Source organism: Arcicella aurantiaca (assembly GCF_003148625.1).
GTDB classification, from domain to species: domain Bacteria; phylum Bacteroidota; class Bacteroidia; order Cytophagales; family Spirosomataceae; genus Arcicella; species Arcicella aurantiaca.
Map to the genome: position 1 here is coordinate 86,649 of NZ_QGGO01000007.1, position 16,265 is coordinate 102,913.

At 35.6% G+C, this 16,265-nt stretch carries 17 protein-coding genes; 6 read left to right on the forward strand and 11 right to left on the reverse strand.

Translation table 11 applies throughout. The features are described from left to right. Nucleotides 1-93 precede the first annotated feature (93 nt). The 8 genes from LV89_RS25105 to LV89_RS08365 form a co-directional block, all read right to left on the reverse strand. A complete protein-coding gene (locus LV89_RS25105) occupies nucleotides 94-276 on the reverse strand; it encodes a hypothetical protein (RefSeq protein ID WP_109742424.1) in 183 nt (60 codons plus the stop codon). A 138-nt stretch (nucleotides 277-414) separates the two neighbouring features. Then, nucleotides 415-639, reverse strand: coding sequence for a PG1828 family lipoprotein (locus LV89_RS08335; RefSeq protein WP_146199105.1), 225 nt, complete (start codon nucleotides 637-639; stop codon nucleotides 415-417). A 246-nt stretch (nucleotides 640-885) separates the two neighbouring features. Next, entirely contained in the window at nucleotides 886-1,374 is a 489-nt protein-coding gene (locus tag LV89_RS08340; RefSeq protein ID WP_109742426.1) for a GtrA family protein, read from the reverse strand. 4 nt (nucleotides 1,375-1,378) lie between these two features. After that, entirely contained in the window at nucleotides 1,379-2,794 is a 1,416-nt protein-coding gene (locus tag LV89_RS08345; protein ID WP_109742427.1) for an NADH-quinone oxidoreductase subunit N, read from the reverse strand. A 148-nt stretch (nucleotides 2,795-2,942) separates the two neighbouring features. Next, the gene (locus LV89_RS08350; protein WP_109742428.1) at nucleotides 2,943-4,397 is read right to left on the reverse strand and encodes a complex I subunit 4 family protein; all 1,455 of its coding nucleotides are present in this window, start codon (nucleotides 4,395-4,397) and stop codon (nucleotides 2,943-2,945) included. Nucleotides 4,398-4,411: 14 nt separating this feature from the next. After that, nucleotides 4,412-6,313, reverse strand: coding sequence for an NADH-quinone oxidoreductase subunit L (gene nuoL / locus LV89_RS08355; protein WP_109742429.1), 1,902 nt, complete (start codon nucleotides 6,311-6,313; stop codon nucleotides 4,412-4,414). Between the two features lie 169 nt (nucleotides 6,314-6,482). Further along, on the reverse strand, nucleotides 6,483-6,809 hold the full coding sequence (gene nuoK, locus LV89_RS08360; protein WP_109742430.1) for an NADH-quinone oxidoreductase subunit NuoK: 327 nt from the start codon (nucleotides 6,807-6,809) through the stop codon (nucleotides 6,483-6,485). 66 nt (nucleotides 6,810-6,875) lie between these two features. Continuing rightward, nucleotides 6,876-7,691 (reverse strand): 3'-5' exonuclease, encoded by an 816-nt coding sequence (locus LV89_RS08365; protein ID WP_109742431.1) that lies wholly within the window; start codon nucleotides 7,689-7,691, stop codon nucleotides 6,876-6,878. A gap of 215 nt (nucleotides 7,692-7,906) precedes the next feature. Between LV89_RS08365 and LV89_RS08370 the strand changes: the two genes are divergently transcribed. Further along, nucleotides 7,907-8,878, forward strand: coding sequence for a polyprenyl synthetase family protein (locus tag LV89_RS08370; RefSeq protein ID WP_109742432.1), 972 nt, complete (start codon nucleotides 7,907-7,909; stop codon nucleotides 8,876-8,878). Between the two features lie 47 nt (nucleotides 8,879-8,925). After that, on the forward strand, nucleotides 8,926-9,552 hold the full coding sequence (locus LV89_RS08375; protein WP_109742433.1) for a rhomboid family intramembrane serine protease: 627 nt from the start codon (nucleotides 8,926-8,928) through the stop codon (nucleotides 9,550-9,552). Nucleotides 9,553-9,608: 56 nt separating this feature from the next. Here the strand turns inward: LV89_RS08375 and LV89_RS08380 are convergent, their stop codons facing one another. Next, complete coding sequence (locus LV89_RS08380; protein WP_109742434.1) at nucleotides 9,609-10,358, reverse strand: copper homeostasis protein CutC; 750 nt, start codon at nucleotides 10,356-10,358, stop codon at nucleotides 9,609-9,611. Nucleotides 10,359-10,565: 207 nt separating this feature from the next. Between LV89_RS08380 and LV89_RS08385 the strand changes: the two genes are divergently transcribed. The 3 genes from LV89_RS08385 to LV89_RS08395 all read left to right on the forward strand — a co-directional run bounded on the left by LV89_RS08385 (nucleotide 10,566) and on the right by LV89_RS08395 (nucleotide 13,767). After that, the gene (locus LV89_RS08385) at nucleotides 10,566-10,787 is read left to right on the forward strand and encodes a DUF2795 domain-containing protein (RefSeq protein ID WP_026997867.1); all 222 of its coding nucleotides are present in this window, start codon (nucleotides 10,566-10,568) and stop codon (nucleotides 10,785-10,787) included. A 149-nt stretch (nucleotides 10,788-10,936) separates the two neighbouring features. Beyond that, nucleotides 10,937-12,388 (forward strand): leucyl aminopeptidase family protein, encoded by a 1,452-nt coding sequence (locus tag LV89_RS08390; RefSeq protein ID WP_109742435.1) that lies wholly within the window; start codon nucleotides 10,937-10,939, stop codon nucleotides 12,386-12,388. A gap of 164 nt (nucleotides 12,389-12,552) precedes the next feature. Next, entirely contained in the window at nucleotides 12,553-13,767 is a 1,215-nt protein-coding gene (locus LV89_RS08395) for an ATP-grasp domain-containing protein (protein ID WP_109742436.1), read from the forward strand. Here the strand turns inward: LV89_RS08395 and LV89_RS08400 are convergent. Beyond that, nucleotides 13,764-14,141, reverse strand: coding sequence for a LytR/AlgR family response regulator transcription factor (locus LV89_RS08400; RefSeq protein ID WP_109742437.1), 378 nt, complete (start codon nucleotides 14,139-14,141; stop codon nucleotides 13,764-13,766). The two genes, LV89_RS08395 and LV89_RS08400, sit on opposite strands and share 4 nt — an antisense overlap. A gap of 189 nt (nucleotides 14,142-14,330) precedes the next feature. Between LV89_RS08400 and LV89_RS08405 the strand changes: the two genes are divergently transcribed. Then, complete coding sequence (locus LV89_RS08405; RefSeq protein WP_109742438.1) at nucleotides 14,331-15,182, forward strand: hypothetical protein; 852 nt, start codon at nucleotides 14,331-14,333, stop codon at nucleotides 15,180-15,182. A gap of 187 nt (nucleotides 15,183-15,369) precedes the next feature. Here LV89_RS08405 and LV89_RS08410 read toward each other — a convergent pair whose 3' ends face one another. Beyond that, complete coding sequence (locus LV89_RS08410) at nucleotides 15,370-16,257, reverse strand: hypothetical protein (RefSeq protein ID WP_109742439.1); 888 nt, start codon at nucleotides 16,255-16,257, stop codon at nucleotides 15,370-15,372. Nucleotides 16,258-16,265 lie beyond the last annotated feature (8 nt).

Sequence of the window (16,265 nt, forward strand, 5' to 3'; positions counted from 1 at the left end):
AGTCAAAAGAGTTTTACATTAGTCATAAAAAAAGAGCCTTGACATTGTCAAGACTCCCTTGTGTTTTCTTTCGAAAGAAACTTTTGGTACTAATTACTTAGCAGCAGCAGTATCAGCAGCCATAGCAGCAGCAGTATCAACAACAGCAGCAGTATCAACAGCAACAGTAGTATCAACAGTTACTGAATCAGTTGCAGTAGTTTCAGCTTTTTTCTCAGAACAAGCAGCTAATGACATCATTGAAGCTACTAATGCGAATGCAAAGAATTTTTTCATTTTTATTGTTAAGTTATTGTAATAATTTCTCAAATATTGTTTTTCTAAAGAAGGAGAATTTTAAATCTTAAAGCATAAAAGTCCTGACTGTGTCAAGACTTTTATATGTTCTCTTTCGAAAGAAACTATTGGCTCTAATTACTTAGCAGCAGCAGCAGTATCAACAGCAGCAGCAGTATCAACAACAGCAGCAGTATCAACAGCAACAGTAGTATCAACAGTTACTGAATCAGTTGCAGTAGTTTCAGCTTTTTTCTCAGAACAAGCAGCTAATGACATCATTGAAGCTACTAATGCGAATGCAAAGAATTTTTTCATTTCTGTGGTGAATTTGGGTTTGATTTGATACAAATTTATGTACAAGTTTTATTCTGTGCAAGAAATCTTAATGAAATTTTAATAATTCTTAAAAGTTCTTTCTTTTTGATTGGTTTTTCTAAAAAAAGTACAAATTTTTTCTTAAAACTACCTTAAACTTAAGGGTATTTTCACCTTTTGAAGATATTTGAAGATGTTTTTTGACTACTTAAATCTTGGATAAGTAATATTTATGATTTTTTTTCATCAAAAAAGGCTTTCGCTAAAACGAAAGCCTCTTAAATTTCATGCTTATGAAACTAATTTTTTCAATCTATCATAAAAGCCTGTACTCCTAAAAGTAAATGTTTTATGTAAAATATAATTAAATACAAAACTGACGCCCATTCCAACTATCTGACAGCCTAACTCGTTTAAGTTCATTGGCTTTTCTGAAAATGGTAGTATTATCGTGTTTTTACCTAATGTTGATTCTACAAATTTGAGAGATGTAACAGAGAAAAAAACCGTTATTCCCCAAGAACCAACTGCTACCATCATAAACTTGAGCATCTCCCTGCGAGTTTGATTGGTATTTCGAGCATCAAAAGCGAACATTTTAGTCAAAACAAAACCAACAATGAACGATATAAGATAAGCCAACGATACGGCAGAACTGTATGAAAAATGAAATGTGTTCCGAAGAATACTTCCAGCTATCAGTTGAACTGCTGCTCCCGTTCCTGCTACTAAAAAATAGGCAATAAGGTCTTTTTTATTGATTAAGTTTGATTTCGGCAATGTGTTAGAAAAGTTTTTTGACTAAGTCTGGAGCAATTCCCAAAATGATAGTCAAGGCTGTTGTTAAGATTAGAGTATATTTATAAATGGGTGAAATTTCGATTTTTTCAGTATCTCCATTTCTCATGTATGCTGCGATAATTGGCTTGAAATAGTAATAAATACCAATTGCTGACATTAAAATTGCGATTACCAATAAACCTTTAAATAATATTGATGGATTAGCAAAAGCATCAGTAAAGATAAAGAATTTACCGAAAAATCCTGCCGTTAAAGGAATTCCTGCCAATGACAACATTGAAACTGTTAATACAAATGCCAAGAATGGATTGTTTTTCGCTAAACCGTTTAAAGCATCAAAACTTTCATCTGCTTTTCCTGCTTTTGCTTTCGCTTCTGAAACTACAATTAATACAGCAAATGCTGAAATGGTAGCAATCGAATATGCCAATGAGTAAAATAATATTGATGAGTTTGTTTCAGGGCGTTTTGCCAATACTGTAATTAATAAATATCCTGCGTGAGAGATACTTGAGTATGCCAACATACGCTTGAAGCTTTGTTGATAAACTGCTGTAATATTACCGATGATTAATGTTAAACCTGTAATATATACTAATGGATTTCCCCAAAGACCGTACATTCCTGGAAATGAAGTAGATAATAAACGGTATGTTGCGGCAACACCTGCTGTTTTCACAACTGTTGACATGAAGGCTGTAAAAATGGTTGGAGCTCCGTCATAAACGTCTGGTGTCCAGAAGTGAAAAGGTGCGGCTGAGATTTTAAATAACAAACCTACCATTATCAAAATGGTACCTGCCATCAAGATTGGACCATATTGTCCGCCCATTTGTGCTTTTGCTTCGTTTACTGCCGCTCCAATTCCATGAATTTGGAATGAACCAGTAGCTCCGTAAACTAATGCTACACCAAAAAGTAAAATACCTGTTGCGAATGAACCCATCAAAAAATACTTCAATGCTGCTTCATTTGAACGTAAATTACGCTTATCAGAACCTGTAAGTACATACATGGATACCGAAAGAATCTCTAAACCTACAAAAAGCATGATTAAGTTTTCGTAAGTTACCATCATGATTGCCCCAACAACTGAGAAAAGCATAATGGCGTAGTATTCAGCAGGGTGAGAATGTTCTTCATCATCGCCAAAGTGTCTTGAAATTGCAACGACTAAAAGTGCTGCAACTAAGATTACGGTACTAAAATTGATGGATAAATTATCGGTTTTTAGCATACCGTTGAACCAAAAATACTCATGATTCCAGTCTGCAAAATTTAGCCCCAAAGCAATGAGGATAAAAATTAAGGTTGCAGGTAATAAGATTTTACGGTTGTTTAAAAACCCTAAAAACAAACTACTTATTCCAAAAAGTGATAATGCTATAATTGCGTTCATAATATCAGTGATTAGGGGTTAGGGGTTAGGGGTTAGGGGTTAGTACAAGTTAGTAGTTATCGGTTTGGTACAATTATTTGTATAAATGTTCGACCGAAATTCTATATCTTGATTTCTAAAACCTAAAACCAAATACCTAAAACCTCTATTACTTAATGATTGATAATAATTGAATAACGGCTGGTTCTGTTAATTTTAAGAACATATTAGGAGCAAGTCCTAAGGCAATAACCATAAATGACAAAGGAAATAATACTGCTTTTTCTGAGAAAGTTAAGTCTGTAAATCCTTCAGTGATTTTTGAGGTTATTCCAAACATTGATTTCTGAACCATTCTCAACATATACACTGCACCCAAAATGATTGTTAATCCTGCTATTGCTCCAACCCATGCGTTGTAAGCGTAAACTCCTTTCAATAATAAAAATTCACCCACAAAACCATTCGTTAATGGAAGTGCAACCGAACCTAACATTAAAATGATGAAGTAAACCGTTAAGTTTGGCGTTGTTTGCGTGATACCACCTAAACGAGCTAATTCACGAGAATTTGTACGTTGTTGGATAATTTCAACGATGAAGAAAAGACCTACTACGTTGATACCGTGAGCCAACATTTGAATTAAGGCTCCTTGAATACCGTCAATATTTCCACTGAAAATACCTGCCGACATCAAACCTACGTGTGCAAATGATGAATACGCAATTAAACGTTTCATGTCTTTTTGCTGAATGGCGATGATTGAACCGTACACAATACCGATTACTGAAAGAATAACGGCAATCATTCCGTACTTATCAACCGCTGCTGGAACGATTGGCAACACAAAGCGAATCAAACCGTAAGTACCCATTTTCAACATGATACCTGACAATAACATCGTACCAGCCGTTGGAGCTTCTACGTAAGTATCTGGTTGCCAAGTGTGGAACGGGAACAATGGCATTTTGATAGCAAAAGCAATAAAGAATGCTCCAAAAATATAGCTTTGTTGCGTAATATCTAACATTTTCGCTGCCTCATAGATTGAAGCAAAGTCTGATTTATGAGCAATACCTGGTGTTTGAAGATACAAATAAACCAAAGCCAACAACATAAATAACGACCCGAAAATGGTGTAAACAAAGAATTTGAAAGTAACCTTAATACGGTTTTCACCTCCCCAAATAGCAGCGATGAAATACACTGGAATTAGGGCTGCTTCAAAGAAGAAATAGAATAAGAAAATATCTCTTGCGGTAAATACACCAATCAATGCCGCTTGCATAAACAAGATTAGAGCATAGAAAGTTGGAGCATTTTTGTAATCATTCCCGTAAGTAGAAAGAATGATAAATGGAACCATCAAAGTGGTAAGACAAACCAGAATTAAGCTGATTCCGTCGATACCTACTGAGAATTTAATTCCCGCTGAATGAATCCAGTCAAAACTTGTAGCAAATTGCGTAGTTGCATCAGGTACAAATGAGCCATAAATGAATAGGCCCAAAGCTAATTCTGCAAATGCAAAAGCAGCAGCAACTTTTTTAGTATTTTCCCCTTTTGTCGTGAGGGTGATAAGCCCTGCAATGATGGGTAGGAGAATTAGTGAAATTGTTAGCATCTTTATATTTTATATTACCCTAAAATAAAACTTTTCAAACTATAGATAATGATGATGGCGATTGACAATACCATGGCAAAAATGTAGTAACCCGTAGTGCCATTTTGTAATAAACGAGCTTCTGCCGATAATGCTTTTACCAATTTGCCTATGCCTTCTACAATTAAATCTATTACTAAGAATTCAAATACAGAAGAGAAGAAATTAGACAATGCCGTGATGGGTTTCACAAATACTTTATCATAAAGTTCGTCGATATAGTATTTATTGTAAACAACTTTCTGGAATCCAGATACTTGTTCGTCAGCCACAGGAATGGTCTTTTTACCTACATAAATTACATAAGCTAAACCTGCTGAAACCAAAGCGGCAATTACAGAAACAATCATTAACGTTTTTTCCAATGATTCATCAACTGCGGCGTGTTCTACATTAGAATGGGCAAAAAGTGGAGCCATAAATTCAGCTAAACTTGCGTGTCCTCCAAAAATATGTGGCAAATTGAAGAATCCACCCGCTGCCGAAAGCACTGCCAAAATCATTAATGGAGCAGTCATCGTAATTGGTGATTCGTGTAAATGATGTTCTTGTTCGTGCGTTCCTCTGAATTCTCCGAAGAATGTCAAGAATAACAAACGGAACATATAGAATGAAGTCATCATTGAACCAAATACTGCAAAACCCCACATAACTTTGTCATGTTCGAAAACGTGAGCTAAAATTTCGTCTTTCGAGAAGAAACCTGCAAATGGAGGAATACCTGAAATGGCAATAGTTGCAATTAAGAACGTAATAAATGTGATTGGTAACGCTTTACGCAAACCTCCCATTTTACGAATATCTTGCTCGTCTGACATAGCATGAATCACAGAACCTGCTCCCAAGAATAATAATGCTTTGAAGAAGGCGTGAGTCATTACGTGGAAGAATGACGAAGAATAAGCCATTACACCCAAGCCCATAAACATATATCCCAATTGAGAAACCGTTGAGTAAGCCAATACTTTTTTAATATCGTTTTGGAATAAACCAATTGAAGCTGCTAAAATTGCCGTTGCAGTACCAACCCAAGCCACAATGTGTAAGGTATCTGGTGCAAGCGAATACATGAAGTTTGAACGGATAATCATGTAAATACCCGCTGTTACCATTGTAGCTGCGTGGATAAGTGCAGATACTGGCGTTGGACCTGCCATCGCATCTGGTAACCATGTATATAATGGAATTTGAGCTGATTTCCCCATTGCTCCTACAAACAATAAAATTGTAATGTAGAATAAAGTTTTATCGCCCGAAGCATATCCACCGTCAGTTACTCTTTCTAATACGTCTGCATATTCAACAGAACCGAAATGCGTGATGATTAAGAAAATACCTAACAAAAAGCCTAAGTCACCGATACGGTTCATAATAAAGGCTTTACGAGCAGCATTTCCGTAGTTGTTGTTTTTGTTCCAGAATCCAATTAATAGATAAGAACATAAACCTACGCCTTCCCAACCAATGAACATTACCACGTAATTTGACCCCATTACTAAAAGTAGCATGAAGAATAAAAAAAGGTTTAGGAAAGCGAAAAACTTACCGAAACCTTCGTCGTGGCTCATGTAGCCGATTGAATAAATATGAATTAATGAACCAACTCCCGTGATGATTAACAACATCAATAAAGATAATTGGTCAATAAGGAATGACATTGAGATATTCAATTTTCCGACGGTAATCCAATCGAAAACTGAAACTATTTGTGGTTTTCCGTCAAAACCAAAGAATAAAGACAACACACAAGCAAAAGATGCTAAGGCTGCTCCCGTACTAATGATTCCTGCCAATGACTTGGGTACATGGCGAAACCCGATTCCATTAATAAGGAAACCAAGGAGAGGAAGAAGTGGAATTAGTGTAATTAAAGACATATTTTTTAGCTATGAGTGATGAGCTATGAGTTATAAATTTGTGAAGTGCTTATCTCCATAATAACTAATTAACTCAATTCTAAGTATCTGTAAAGAATTAGTTTAAGATTTAGCATTAGTGTTATTTTCTGAACACTAACCCCTAATTTCTAAAACCTAACCCCTAACATTACCATTTCAATTTATTCAACAAGCCAACATCAATAGTTTGGATATTTCTGTAAATCATAACGATAATTGCCAGACCAACTGCTACTTCCGCAGCCGCTACAGCCATGATGAAAAATACAAAAATTTGCCCAGATGGGTCAGACTTGTACGATGAAAATGCTGCTAAGAGAAGATTCACAGAGTTGAGCATTAACTCAACAGACATGAAAATGATAATGGCATTTCGGCGAGTCAATACGCCGATGATTCCGATGCAAAAAAGTGCTGTACTGAACCAAATGTAGTAGTTCAAAGGAATTTGTCGGATAATGTCAGGTATTTGCATAATGCTTGGTTTACGTAATAAGATGCAAAAATACGGTTTTGCCTTTAAAATTGAAACGATTATTTTCTACTTATTGTTAAAAGCTCTCAACTTTATTTCTGTTAATTTTCTTTTGGTGTCCATCGGGAAATCTCCTTTCATCATCCAATCATAATAAGATGGCTCTTCTTTTAAGACTTGTAAGACGGGTTTGCCTGCGTGTTTCCCAAAATTAATTACTTCAATGCCATCTTTGTTATAGGTTATTCTTTGGGCAAAATCGACTATTTTTGAAGCAGTTATCTCATGTAAAGCATCCATGTCGTTCTTTACAGGTTCAATTTCTTCACCTTGTGCATTCTTGATTTTTACGCCTGCATAATGTTGAACTTGAGCGTTAAGAACTTCTAAAGTAGCGATAGTATCGGCTTCGGCAGAGTGGGCGTCAATTAATTCTTTTTGACAATAAAATTTATAAGCAGCTCCCAGATTACGAGGTTCCATCAAATGGAAAATACGTTGAGCGTCAATCAAACGACGATTTTTTACGTCGAAATCAACGTCATTTCTTAGGAATTCTTCCACTAACATTGGCACATCAAAGCGATTAGAATTGAAACCCGCCAAGTCACAACCTTCCAAAAACTGAGCCATTGATTTGGCAATTTGTTTGAAATTTGGCTCGTTTGCTACGTCTTCGTCATAGATTCCGTGTACTAAAGACGACTCCAAAGGAATGGGCATTCCCGGATTTACTCTTCTGGTTTTTACCGTAACAGTTCCATCAATATTAGCTTTGGCGATACTGATTTCTACAATACGGTCTTTAATCATATTGATACCCGTAGTTTCTAAATCGAAAACTGCGAGTGGCTTACGGAGTTTTAATTGATGAGTTAACATTATGCTTGTTTACAGTTTGGGAATTTTAATGTAAAGTTCCTTCGACCGCAAAGTTAGCCAAAATAAATCTGAAACGAGTAAGGGGTTTAAATTCTTCTTTCTAAATTTGGTGGAATTTAATGTTTGCAAAAACATGAGTTCGGTTTTTTAGTTGAATTAAAAATGGGTAATCCACTCATTCATTTAGAAATTCATTTTACAAATATCATTTTTTGATGACTACCAAAAACTTCCAACAAGCTCTCAACGAAGAATTTTCTCAACAGACTTACGGTGAAAATCCTCCAGAATTATACGAACCAATCCGTTATTTGATGTCATTAGGTGGCAAACGATTACGTCCAATGATGACTTTAATGGCAACTGCTTTATTCACAGACGATTGGCAAAAAGCCGTGAAACCTGCTTCTGCGGTTGAGGTGTTTCATAATTTCACTTTGATGCACGACGATATTATGGATAATGCTCCGCTTCGTCGTGGAAAACCAACGGTTCATGAAAAATGGAATGCTAATATTGCCATTCTTTCGGGTGATGTAATGCTCGTGCAGGCGTATGAATTATTGATGGAAGTGGAAGATAGTCGTTTCAAAAAAGCCATGAAACGCTTTAATCGCACGGCGGCTGAGGTTTGCGAAGGTCAGCAATTGGATATGAATTTCGAGAGTCGTGAAAACGTAACCGAAGCCGAATATTTGGAAATGATTAAGCTAAAAACTTCCGTTTTATTAGGTTATGCCTTAGAATTAGGCGGAATTATTGGCGGAGCAAGTGATAAATCATGTGAATTATTATACGAAGTTGGTATTAATATCGGCTTAGGATTTCAATTAAAAGATGATTTATTGGACGTTTACGGTGACCCTGAGAAATTTGGAAAGCAAGTGGGAGGCGATATTATTTCTAACAAAAAAACCTATATGCTCATCGAAGCCATTGAAAAAGCAACGGGCGAAACCAAAGAATCTTTAAATTATTGGTTAAATGCCAAGGAATTTGACAATGCCGAGAAAGTAAAAGCCGTTACTGAAATCTATGATAAATTGGGTATCAAACAATTAGCCGAAGCCAAAATCAATGCGTATTTTGATAAAGGTTTGGAATGTCTTGCCAAATTGAAAGTTGAAGACGAACGAAAAACCGAACTAAAAGCATTTGCTGAAATGTTGATTGACAGAGAAGTATAATCAGTGAACAATTAACAGATAACAGTTAACATTTTTAAAAGAAGCCCATGTCATTAACTTTCATTTTTATAGGAATTACCGTTGTTTTGAGTCTTTACGCTTGGAACAATTACAGTATTATGCACAAATGGATAATGAATCCATATTCAGTGCAGAGAAATCAAGAATATTACCGTTTTCTAACGTCGGGTTTTCTTCATGCAGATTATGGACATTTGTTTTTTAATATGTTGAGTTTATACTTTTTTGGAGCGAATGTAGAGTATTACTTTTCTGTTTTATTCGGCGAAAGTACAGGAAGTCTTTTATACGCTGCTTTATATTTAATAGGAATTATTGTTGCCAATTATCCTGATTTTGCAAAATATAAAAATAATAGCGGATATAATGCACTTGGGGCATCTGGAGGGGTTTCTGCCGTTGTTTTTTCGGCAATTTTATTTAATCCAACTGATACAATTTTGATTTACTTTATTCCAATGCCAGCCTTTATGTATGCGGTACTTTATTCGTTTTATTCATATTATATGTCAAAACGAAATTTGGATAATATCGGACACTCGGCTCACCTTTACGGGGCGGGTTTTGGAGTTGTGTTTACCTTATTATTAAAACCTGCTTTAGCTTTGAGTTGTATGGCTCAGATAACGGAATATTTACAGCGGTTTTTATAGTAACACAGACTTCAGTCTGTCTGTAACGATTAACGGACAGACTGAAGTTTGTGTTACTATAATAAATCCACCACCGCCCGAATTTTATCCGCATCTGAATAAACAATATCATATTCTGGAACTTCCGATAGTCCTCCCATTGCAATTCCTTCTTTTCTAAAAACCATTTCAGAATCTCTACTTGATTTTCCTGTTAGGTGTAAGGCATTTACGCCTGTACTCGCAAGGGTTTGTGCATTTTGTACATTTACGCCACTTCCTGCCATGATTTGAATCCTTCCATCGGCACGTTTTACCAATTCTGTAAGGTCTTCAATTCCTTCCATTACCGTATTTTTTTGTCCAGAGGTTAAAATTCTATGACAACCCGCTTCAATAATATCTTCGAGGGCTTCAAAATAATCACGAGCCATATCAATAGCTCGGTGAAAAGTAACTTGTAGTGGTTTTGCTAATTCAACCAATTCTTTTGTTTGAGCAATATTTACCCGACCATCTTTTTGTAAAACTCCCAAAACGATGCCGTCGCATCCCAGCGATTTTACAACTTGAATGTCAGCTTTCATAACTTCAATTTCGTCATCAGCATAACAAAAATCACCCCCACGTGGGCGAATCATGGCATGAATTTCGATAGAAGTTTGTTGTTTAGCTAAAGAGATTAAACCTGCTGATGGTGTTGTGCCACCTTCGTACATGGCAGCACAAAGTTCAATACGTTTTGCTCCCCCTTTTTCGGCAGCAAGGCACGATTCGAGCGAGAAAGCACACACCTCAATGACAGGTGAAAACTTAGTAAGAGTCATAGAAATAAAATTTATTTTAGGCAAAATATAATGTTTTCAGAAAATTTGTGTTATTTGGAAGTAATAATTTTTAAATGGAAACAGTTTTTCATAAGGAAAAAAATTATACTTTTGCAATCCTAAGAAAAAAAGCGAAAAATACGAAGTATAATAAACTTATTTTCAGGGTTTTAAATTAGTAATTAATCGTAACCAAATTCATAGATTATGTACTGGACACTTGAATTGGCATCATACCTTGAAGATGCACCATGGCCTGCAACCAAAGATGAACTTATTGACTACGCTATCCGTACAGGGTCGCCATTAGAAGTAGTTGAAAACCTACAAGAACTTGAAGACGACGGTCAACCGTATGAAAGCATCGAAGAAATTTGGCCAGATTATCCGACCAAAGACGATTTCTTCTTTAATGAAGACGAATATTGACAATACAAGAATGCCACCCGCAAGGTGGCATTTTTTGTTTATTTTGTAGGGCAGGTTTCCAACCTGTCCAGAACGAATCAATGATAGACAGGGAGCAATCTGTTCAAATATATAAATGACTCACAGGTTGGAAACCTGTGGTACAAAACATGAAAATCAACCATATTACTCAATTAAATGCTGACTCAAAGGTTATCGTTCAGTCTTTTTTACAAGATGGAAACTTTGATGGTAAACTTCAAAAATCGTGTGCTGATTATGCTCTTAATTTTGATTTAGTAAATCAGGATTTCAAAGCTGATTTGAAGGAATTTCAAATCTTTTATAATGCTGAAAATCAGAAAATTATATTTTTAGGTTTAGGTAAGAAACCTAATTCGTTAGATATTATTAAAGCCTTTAGAACGCTATTCTTAAAACAAAAAACGAAACTTCCTGATGGCGTAACGATTGATGTTCAGAATCTACCTAATGAATGGATTGAATACGCCGTGATTGGCTCAATGTTGGGCGGTTATGATTTGGATTTATACAAAACTGATAGAAAAGGGACATCGCCAATTTTTCAGAAAAATGGGATTTTAAATATCCTTTCATCTCTTGAAAATACGAATGATATTATCTCAAGAGCAAAAGCCATTGCCAAAACGCAAATGCAGATTTTTGACTTGATGAATGCACCTGCCAATAAAAAAACGCCTCAAACGTTGGCAGATTGGGCATTGAATTCGGGTAAAAAGTTTGGATATTCTGTCAATATTTTAGAAAAACAACAACTGAAATCACAGAAATTAGAAGCTCTTTTAGCCGTTGGGCAAGGTAGCGAACATTCCCCTGTTTTGATTGTGATGGAATATAAATCGCCAGAAGCGAAACAAAAAGTAGGTTTAGTTGGGAAAGGCGTAACGTTTGATACGGGCGGAATTTCGATAAAATCTTCGACTAATATGCACCTAATGAAGTCGGATATGGGCGGAGCAGCCGCAGTGTTGGGAACGATAGAATTGGCGGCAAAATTACAATTACCAGTTCATTTAATTGGCGTAATTCCTGCCTGTGAAAATGCTGTTGATGGAAAATCTTTCAAACCAAGCGATGTAATTGGTTCATATTCTGGAAAAACCATTGAAATAATTGATACCGATGCCGAAGGTCGTTTGATTTTAGCAGATGGTTTAAATTATCTTGTGAAAAATTATCAACCCGATACCATGATTGACTTGGCAACGCTCACGGGTAGTTGTGTGGCGACGTTGGGGTATCATGCAGCAGGTTTATTTACAAATAATGATGAATTAGCCCAAAAACTTGCCCAAGCAGGCGACCAAACAGGAGAACGATTGTGGCGTTTACCACTTTGGGACGTTTATAAAGAAGATATTACCTCAGACGTTGCCGATGTCCGTAATTATTCGGGTAAACCAATGGCGGGGGCAATTTCAGCCACTAAGTTTTTAGAGGTTTTTACCGAAAATCACCAAAATTGGGCTCATCTTGATATTGCAGGAACAGCTTTTGGAGATATTGAATTTGCTCCACAAAGAGCAGGAACAGCCTTTGGAGTTAGGTTGTTGTTGGAGTTTTTGGAGAAGATGGTTTAGGCTATTGATTTTCAGGAAATTAATGACTAATTTAAACCGTATGGAACATAGAACACGGATTTTACAGATTGGACACTGATTCATAATATGTAAATATCATTTTAAAAATAAAATCCGTGTCTAATCTGTAAAATCTGTGTTCCGTTTAAAATTCTAAAATCAAGATGACTCAATCGCTCTCTTTCCTCTGTATTTCAACTTTTTTTAAAGGCAACGAATTTTTACGCTCATGCAAGCAAGCGGGGAATACTGTTTATCTTTTGACCAATAAAAAATTAGAACATAAACCTTGGGCTCGTGAATTTATTGACGAAGTTTTTTATCTGGAAGAAAAACCTGACGGCTCATTTTCTATGGATGAAATCATTGCGGGTTTGGCATACATGATGCGGTCGAAAAAAGTGGATAGAATTGTGGCTTTGGATGATTTTGATGTTGAAAAAGCGGCTCATTTACGGGAACATTTTCGTATAGCAGGAATGGGACAAACCACCAGCCGACATTTTAGAGATAAATTGGCTATGCGAATGAAAGCTCAAGAAGCAGGTGTAAAAGTGCCGATGTTCACAAGTCTATTTAATGACCATGATATTTTTGAATTTACTCAAAAAGTAACTTTTCCTTGTGTTGTCAAACCACGTTCTGAAGCTTCTGCAACAGGTATTAAGAAGGTATATAATTCAGAACAATTATGGGAAGTGGTTCATCATCTGGGTGACAAACGACATGAATATTTAGTAGAACAATTCCGACCTGGTGACGTTTTTCATGTAGATTCGCTTTCGGTAGATGGTAAATTTGTTTTTACTCGTTGTAGTCAATATCTATCAACGCCAATGGAAGTGGCTCATGGTGGAGGAATTTTTCGCTCTGTAACAGTTCCATTTGGCTCAAAAGATGATAAAGCCTTACAGAAAGCCAATACGCAGGTAATGAAAGCATTTGGTATGAAATATTCGGCAAGTCATTCTGAATTTATCAAAGACCATGAAACGGGTGAAATTATCTTTTTAGAGACTGCTTCGAGAGTAGGAGGGGCAAATTTAGCCGAAATGGTTGAGGCTTCTTCTGGAATAAATCTTTGGCGTGAATGGGCAAAAATAGAAACAGCCATGGCAAAAGGTGAAGACTATACTTTGCCAGCGGTTGAAAATAACTATTCGGGGATTATTATCTCCTTGTCAAATCAGCAACACCCTAATACTGAAAGTTTCAATGACTCTGAAATCTATTGGCGGATAGACTTAGAGTACCACATTGGATTTATTGTAAAGTCAAATAGTCGAGAAAAAGTAGTCGAATTATTAGACAATTATGCACAAAAAATCTATGATAATTTTCACGCTTCTGCTCCAATACCTGATAAATCCGCACATTAAGAAATAAGGGCTTTGATTGATGTAAGCGAAGCCCGATTCATTTGTTTTTCAAAAAACTCCTTCTTTCTTCGGGACGTCGAAACGGTATAGTCATTCGTCAAACGAGCTTGTCCTAAAGTTGAATCATACGCTTGTAAGTGTTCAGAATTAATCAGAAATGCTCTGTGAATTCTGTAAAAGCGGTAATTCAGTAATAATTCCTCAAAAGATTTCAAGGTTTTAGAAACCATCATCTTCTTGCCATTTTTCAAATAAATAATAGTATAATTTACCTGAGCTTCGAGCATAATAATGTTTGAAATATCAATTTGTATTTTGCTTTTATACACATATAAATTGAGTTTAGATATGCTTAAATCATTTACGGTGTTCATGTTTATGGGGAATTTGGAGGCTTGACAATTTAGTTTTTTGTTTAGTTCAGTAAGATATACGACTGAGAATGAACAAAATGGCTATTTTAAATTTCCCAAATTTAATTTCAATGATTATTTTTTGAAGCAAATTACTTTCCTATTTTTTCCCTTATATTTACTTTAAGAAATAAACACTACCAAAAATTTATGAAAAGTTCCCGTTTTATTACCGAAACCTTCCCTTTAGCCTTTCTCAATAAAGATTTTGACTTTAAAACCTTGCGAGATGACATCAAAAAACGTTATTTTTTTTATAATCAATTGGATACAGACCGATTTCCAATTTTTGAATATAATACCAATAGAAAAAATTATGAATCATTGAAAGAAGCCTTTGAAGAAGAGTTTTTTGTTCAAAGAGGAATTAGTAGAACAAAGAATAATTTACATATCCCAAGCACAAATACGTTGGCTCTGCTTTTTACCGATAATAATTATACACCAAGCCAAAAGATTTTAAATACTTGTCGCTCATTTGCAAAAGAAAGTGGTAATAAAACGAATTTTGTACTTGAAGATGAACGTGTAAACTCATTGCCAAAATCCACGCCTACAAAGAGTATGTTTACATTAAGTAGAATATTACTTTTTTTAGGTATTACGCTGCTTTTGAGTTTTGTTTTTTATCAATTATTTATTCATAAACATGAAAGACTATACATTAAAAGTCCTTCTACAAATACTATCGTTCCCCGTATTGTATCTATTGAAGGTACAGCAGAAAAGGCAAGTGAAGTTTGGGTCGTTGTGAAATCTAAAAGTACAAACAAGTATTATGTTCAACAGCCAATAGAAATCCAAAATGGAAAAGATTGGGTTGGAAGAGTTATCATTGGTAGTGTAAGTAGCGAAGATGTAGGGCAGGCCTTTGAAATTAAAGCCTTTTTGAATCCTGCAAAGAAACTAAAAAAAGGAGATGAATTGCCTGCATGGCCAGCCTCGGAAGTATCCACAGAAGGTATTGAAGTTATTCGTGGTTCAAAGCTTACAGAAGAATAGTATTTCAAACAGCATACATATTTGCCATTTTCGCCCAATCGTGATTATTGAAGTGTTGGTAATATTATTTTGTTAGTTGTTCATTAGGATTTTCTTTTTAACTGTTAAAGTAGTTTTAACAGGATAATAAGGATATAATGACGGTTAAAAGAATGATTTTTAGTGTTTTAATCAATTCTGAAATCCCCTACTTTCTACTATAATAATATAGTTTGATAGGCATTTTATTAGGACCTTCCTCGCTAATGGTATAATATCCTGCTCCGTCTTGACCAAAGCAAATTCCTTCACCTTGTGCTTCGGCATTATAAGGAAGCATCGTTGGCGTGCGTTTCAATGCTTCTGGAACGCTCTCATTACTGCCACGTCTCCAATGAAAAATTTGAAGGTAATTTTTGATAATAATTTCTTGATTATCTGCTGAAATATTACCGTCAGTAATGAAAAGTGGTGTGGCAGTTCCAGTTGAAAATGCTAATTCTTGGACAAATTCTGCTGTCATCGTTGTAGTATATGACTGCGGATATGGCAAACGATAAAGGCGTTTTAAATTATCTCTTTTACTAACAATATAAATGTCTTTTGAAACTTGGTCAACTAAAAAACATTCAACGTCTCTTGCTCCATCAGGATATTTATACGTTATTTTTTGTACGTTTTTTAAAGTATTGGTCTGCGGAGTTGCACTGGTAATAGTTGGCTCAGGTACACGATAAATGGCAGAGGTAGCGTATTCTGCATTATTATCCCCAATTTCACCGATGTATAAATATGAGCCTTCTGTAAATTTGGCAATCGCAATTGCCTCCCAGTCACGATTAGTAGCTCCTTCTAAATAAAACTCACGAGTGCCTTTACCGTTAACATCTATCGAAAAAATACGATTGTTATCTCCGCTGTCATTGTGCGTCCAAAGTAAGCCTTTGTTCTGATAACTCGACACAATGCCTGATGCCTCCTTTATCTGCGTATTTTCAATGATTCCTAAATCTTGAGCATCATTGAAATTATCCGAAGGGGAAACTGCTTTTTGACATGATAGCAGAGGCAAAAGGAATAAGAGGTATTTTTTCATGATTTTTG

Excerpts from the sequence above, each read along its gene's own strand:
- nuoL (WP_109742429.1), bottom strand. The coding sequence starts at position 6,313 with ATGTCTTTAATTACACTAATTCCACTTCTTCCTCTCCTTGGTTTCCTT.
- LV89_RS08395 (WP_109742436.1), top strand. The coding sequence starts at position 12,553 with ATGACTCAATCGCTCTCTTTCCTCTGTATTTCAACTTTTTTTAAAGGC.
- LV89_RS08365 (WP_109742431.1), bottom strand. The coding sequence starts at position 7,691 with ATGTTAACTCATCAATTAAAACTCCGTAAGCCACTCGCAGTTTTCGAT.
- LV89_RS08405 (WP_109742438.1), top strand. The coding sequence starts at position 14,331 with ATGAAAAGTTCCCGTTTTATTACCGAAACCTTCCCTTTAGCCTTTCTC.
- LV89_RS08390 (WP_109742435.1), top strand. The coding sequence starts at position 10,937 with ATGAAAATCAACCATATTACTCAATTAAATGCTGACTCAAAGGTTATC.
- LV89_RS08345 (WP_109742427.1), bottom strand. The coding sequence starts at position 2,794 with ATGAACGCAATTATAGCATTATCACTTTTTGGAATAAGTAGTTTGTTT.
- LV89_RS08375 (WP_109742433.1), top strand. The coding sequence starts at position 8,926 with ATGTCATTAACTTTCATTTTTATAGGAATTACCGTTGTTTTGAGTCTT.
- nuoK (WP_109742430.1), bottom strand. The coding sequence starts at position 6,809 with ATGCAAATACCTGACATTATCCGACAAATTCCTTTGAACTACTACATT.
- LV89_RS08385 (WP_026997867.1), top strand. The coding sequence starts at position 10,566 with ATGTACTGGACACTTGAATTGGCATCATACCTTGAAGATGCACCATGG.
- LV89_RS08350 (WP_109742428.1), bottom strand. The coding sequence starts at position 4,397 with ATGCTAACAATTTCACTAATTCTCCTACCCATCATTGCAGGGCTTATC.
- LV89_RS25105 (WP_109742424.1), bottom strand. The coding sequence starts at position 276 with ATGAAAAAATTCTTTGCATTCGCATTAGTAGCTTCAATGATGTCATTA.
- LV89_RS08400 (WP_109742437.1), bottom strand. The coding sequence starts at position 14,141 with ATGAACACCGTAAATGATTTAAGCATATCTAAACTCAATTTATATGTG.
- LV89_RS08370 (WP_109742432.1), top strand. The coding sequence starts at position 7,907 with ATGACTACCAAAAACTTCCAACAAGCTCTCAACGAAGAATTTTCTCAA.
- LV89_RS08380 (WP_109742434.1), bottom strand. The coding sequence starts at position 10,358 with ATGACTCTTACTAAGTTTTCACCTGTCATTGAGGTGTGTGCTTTCTCG.
- LV89_RS08410 (WP_109742439.1), bottom strand. The coding sequence starts at position 16,257 with ATGAAAAAATACCTCTTATTCCTTTTGCCTCTGCTATCATGTCAAAAA.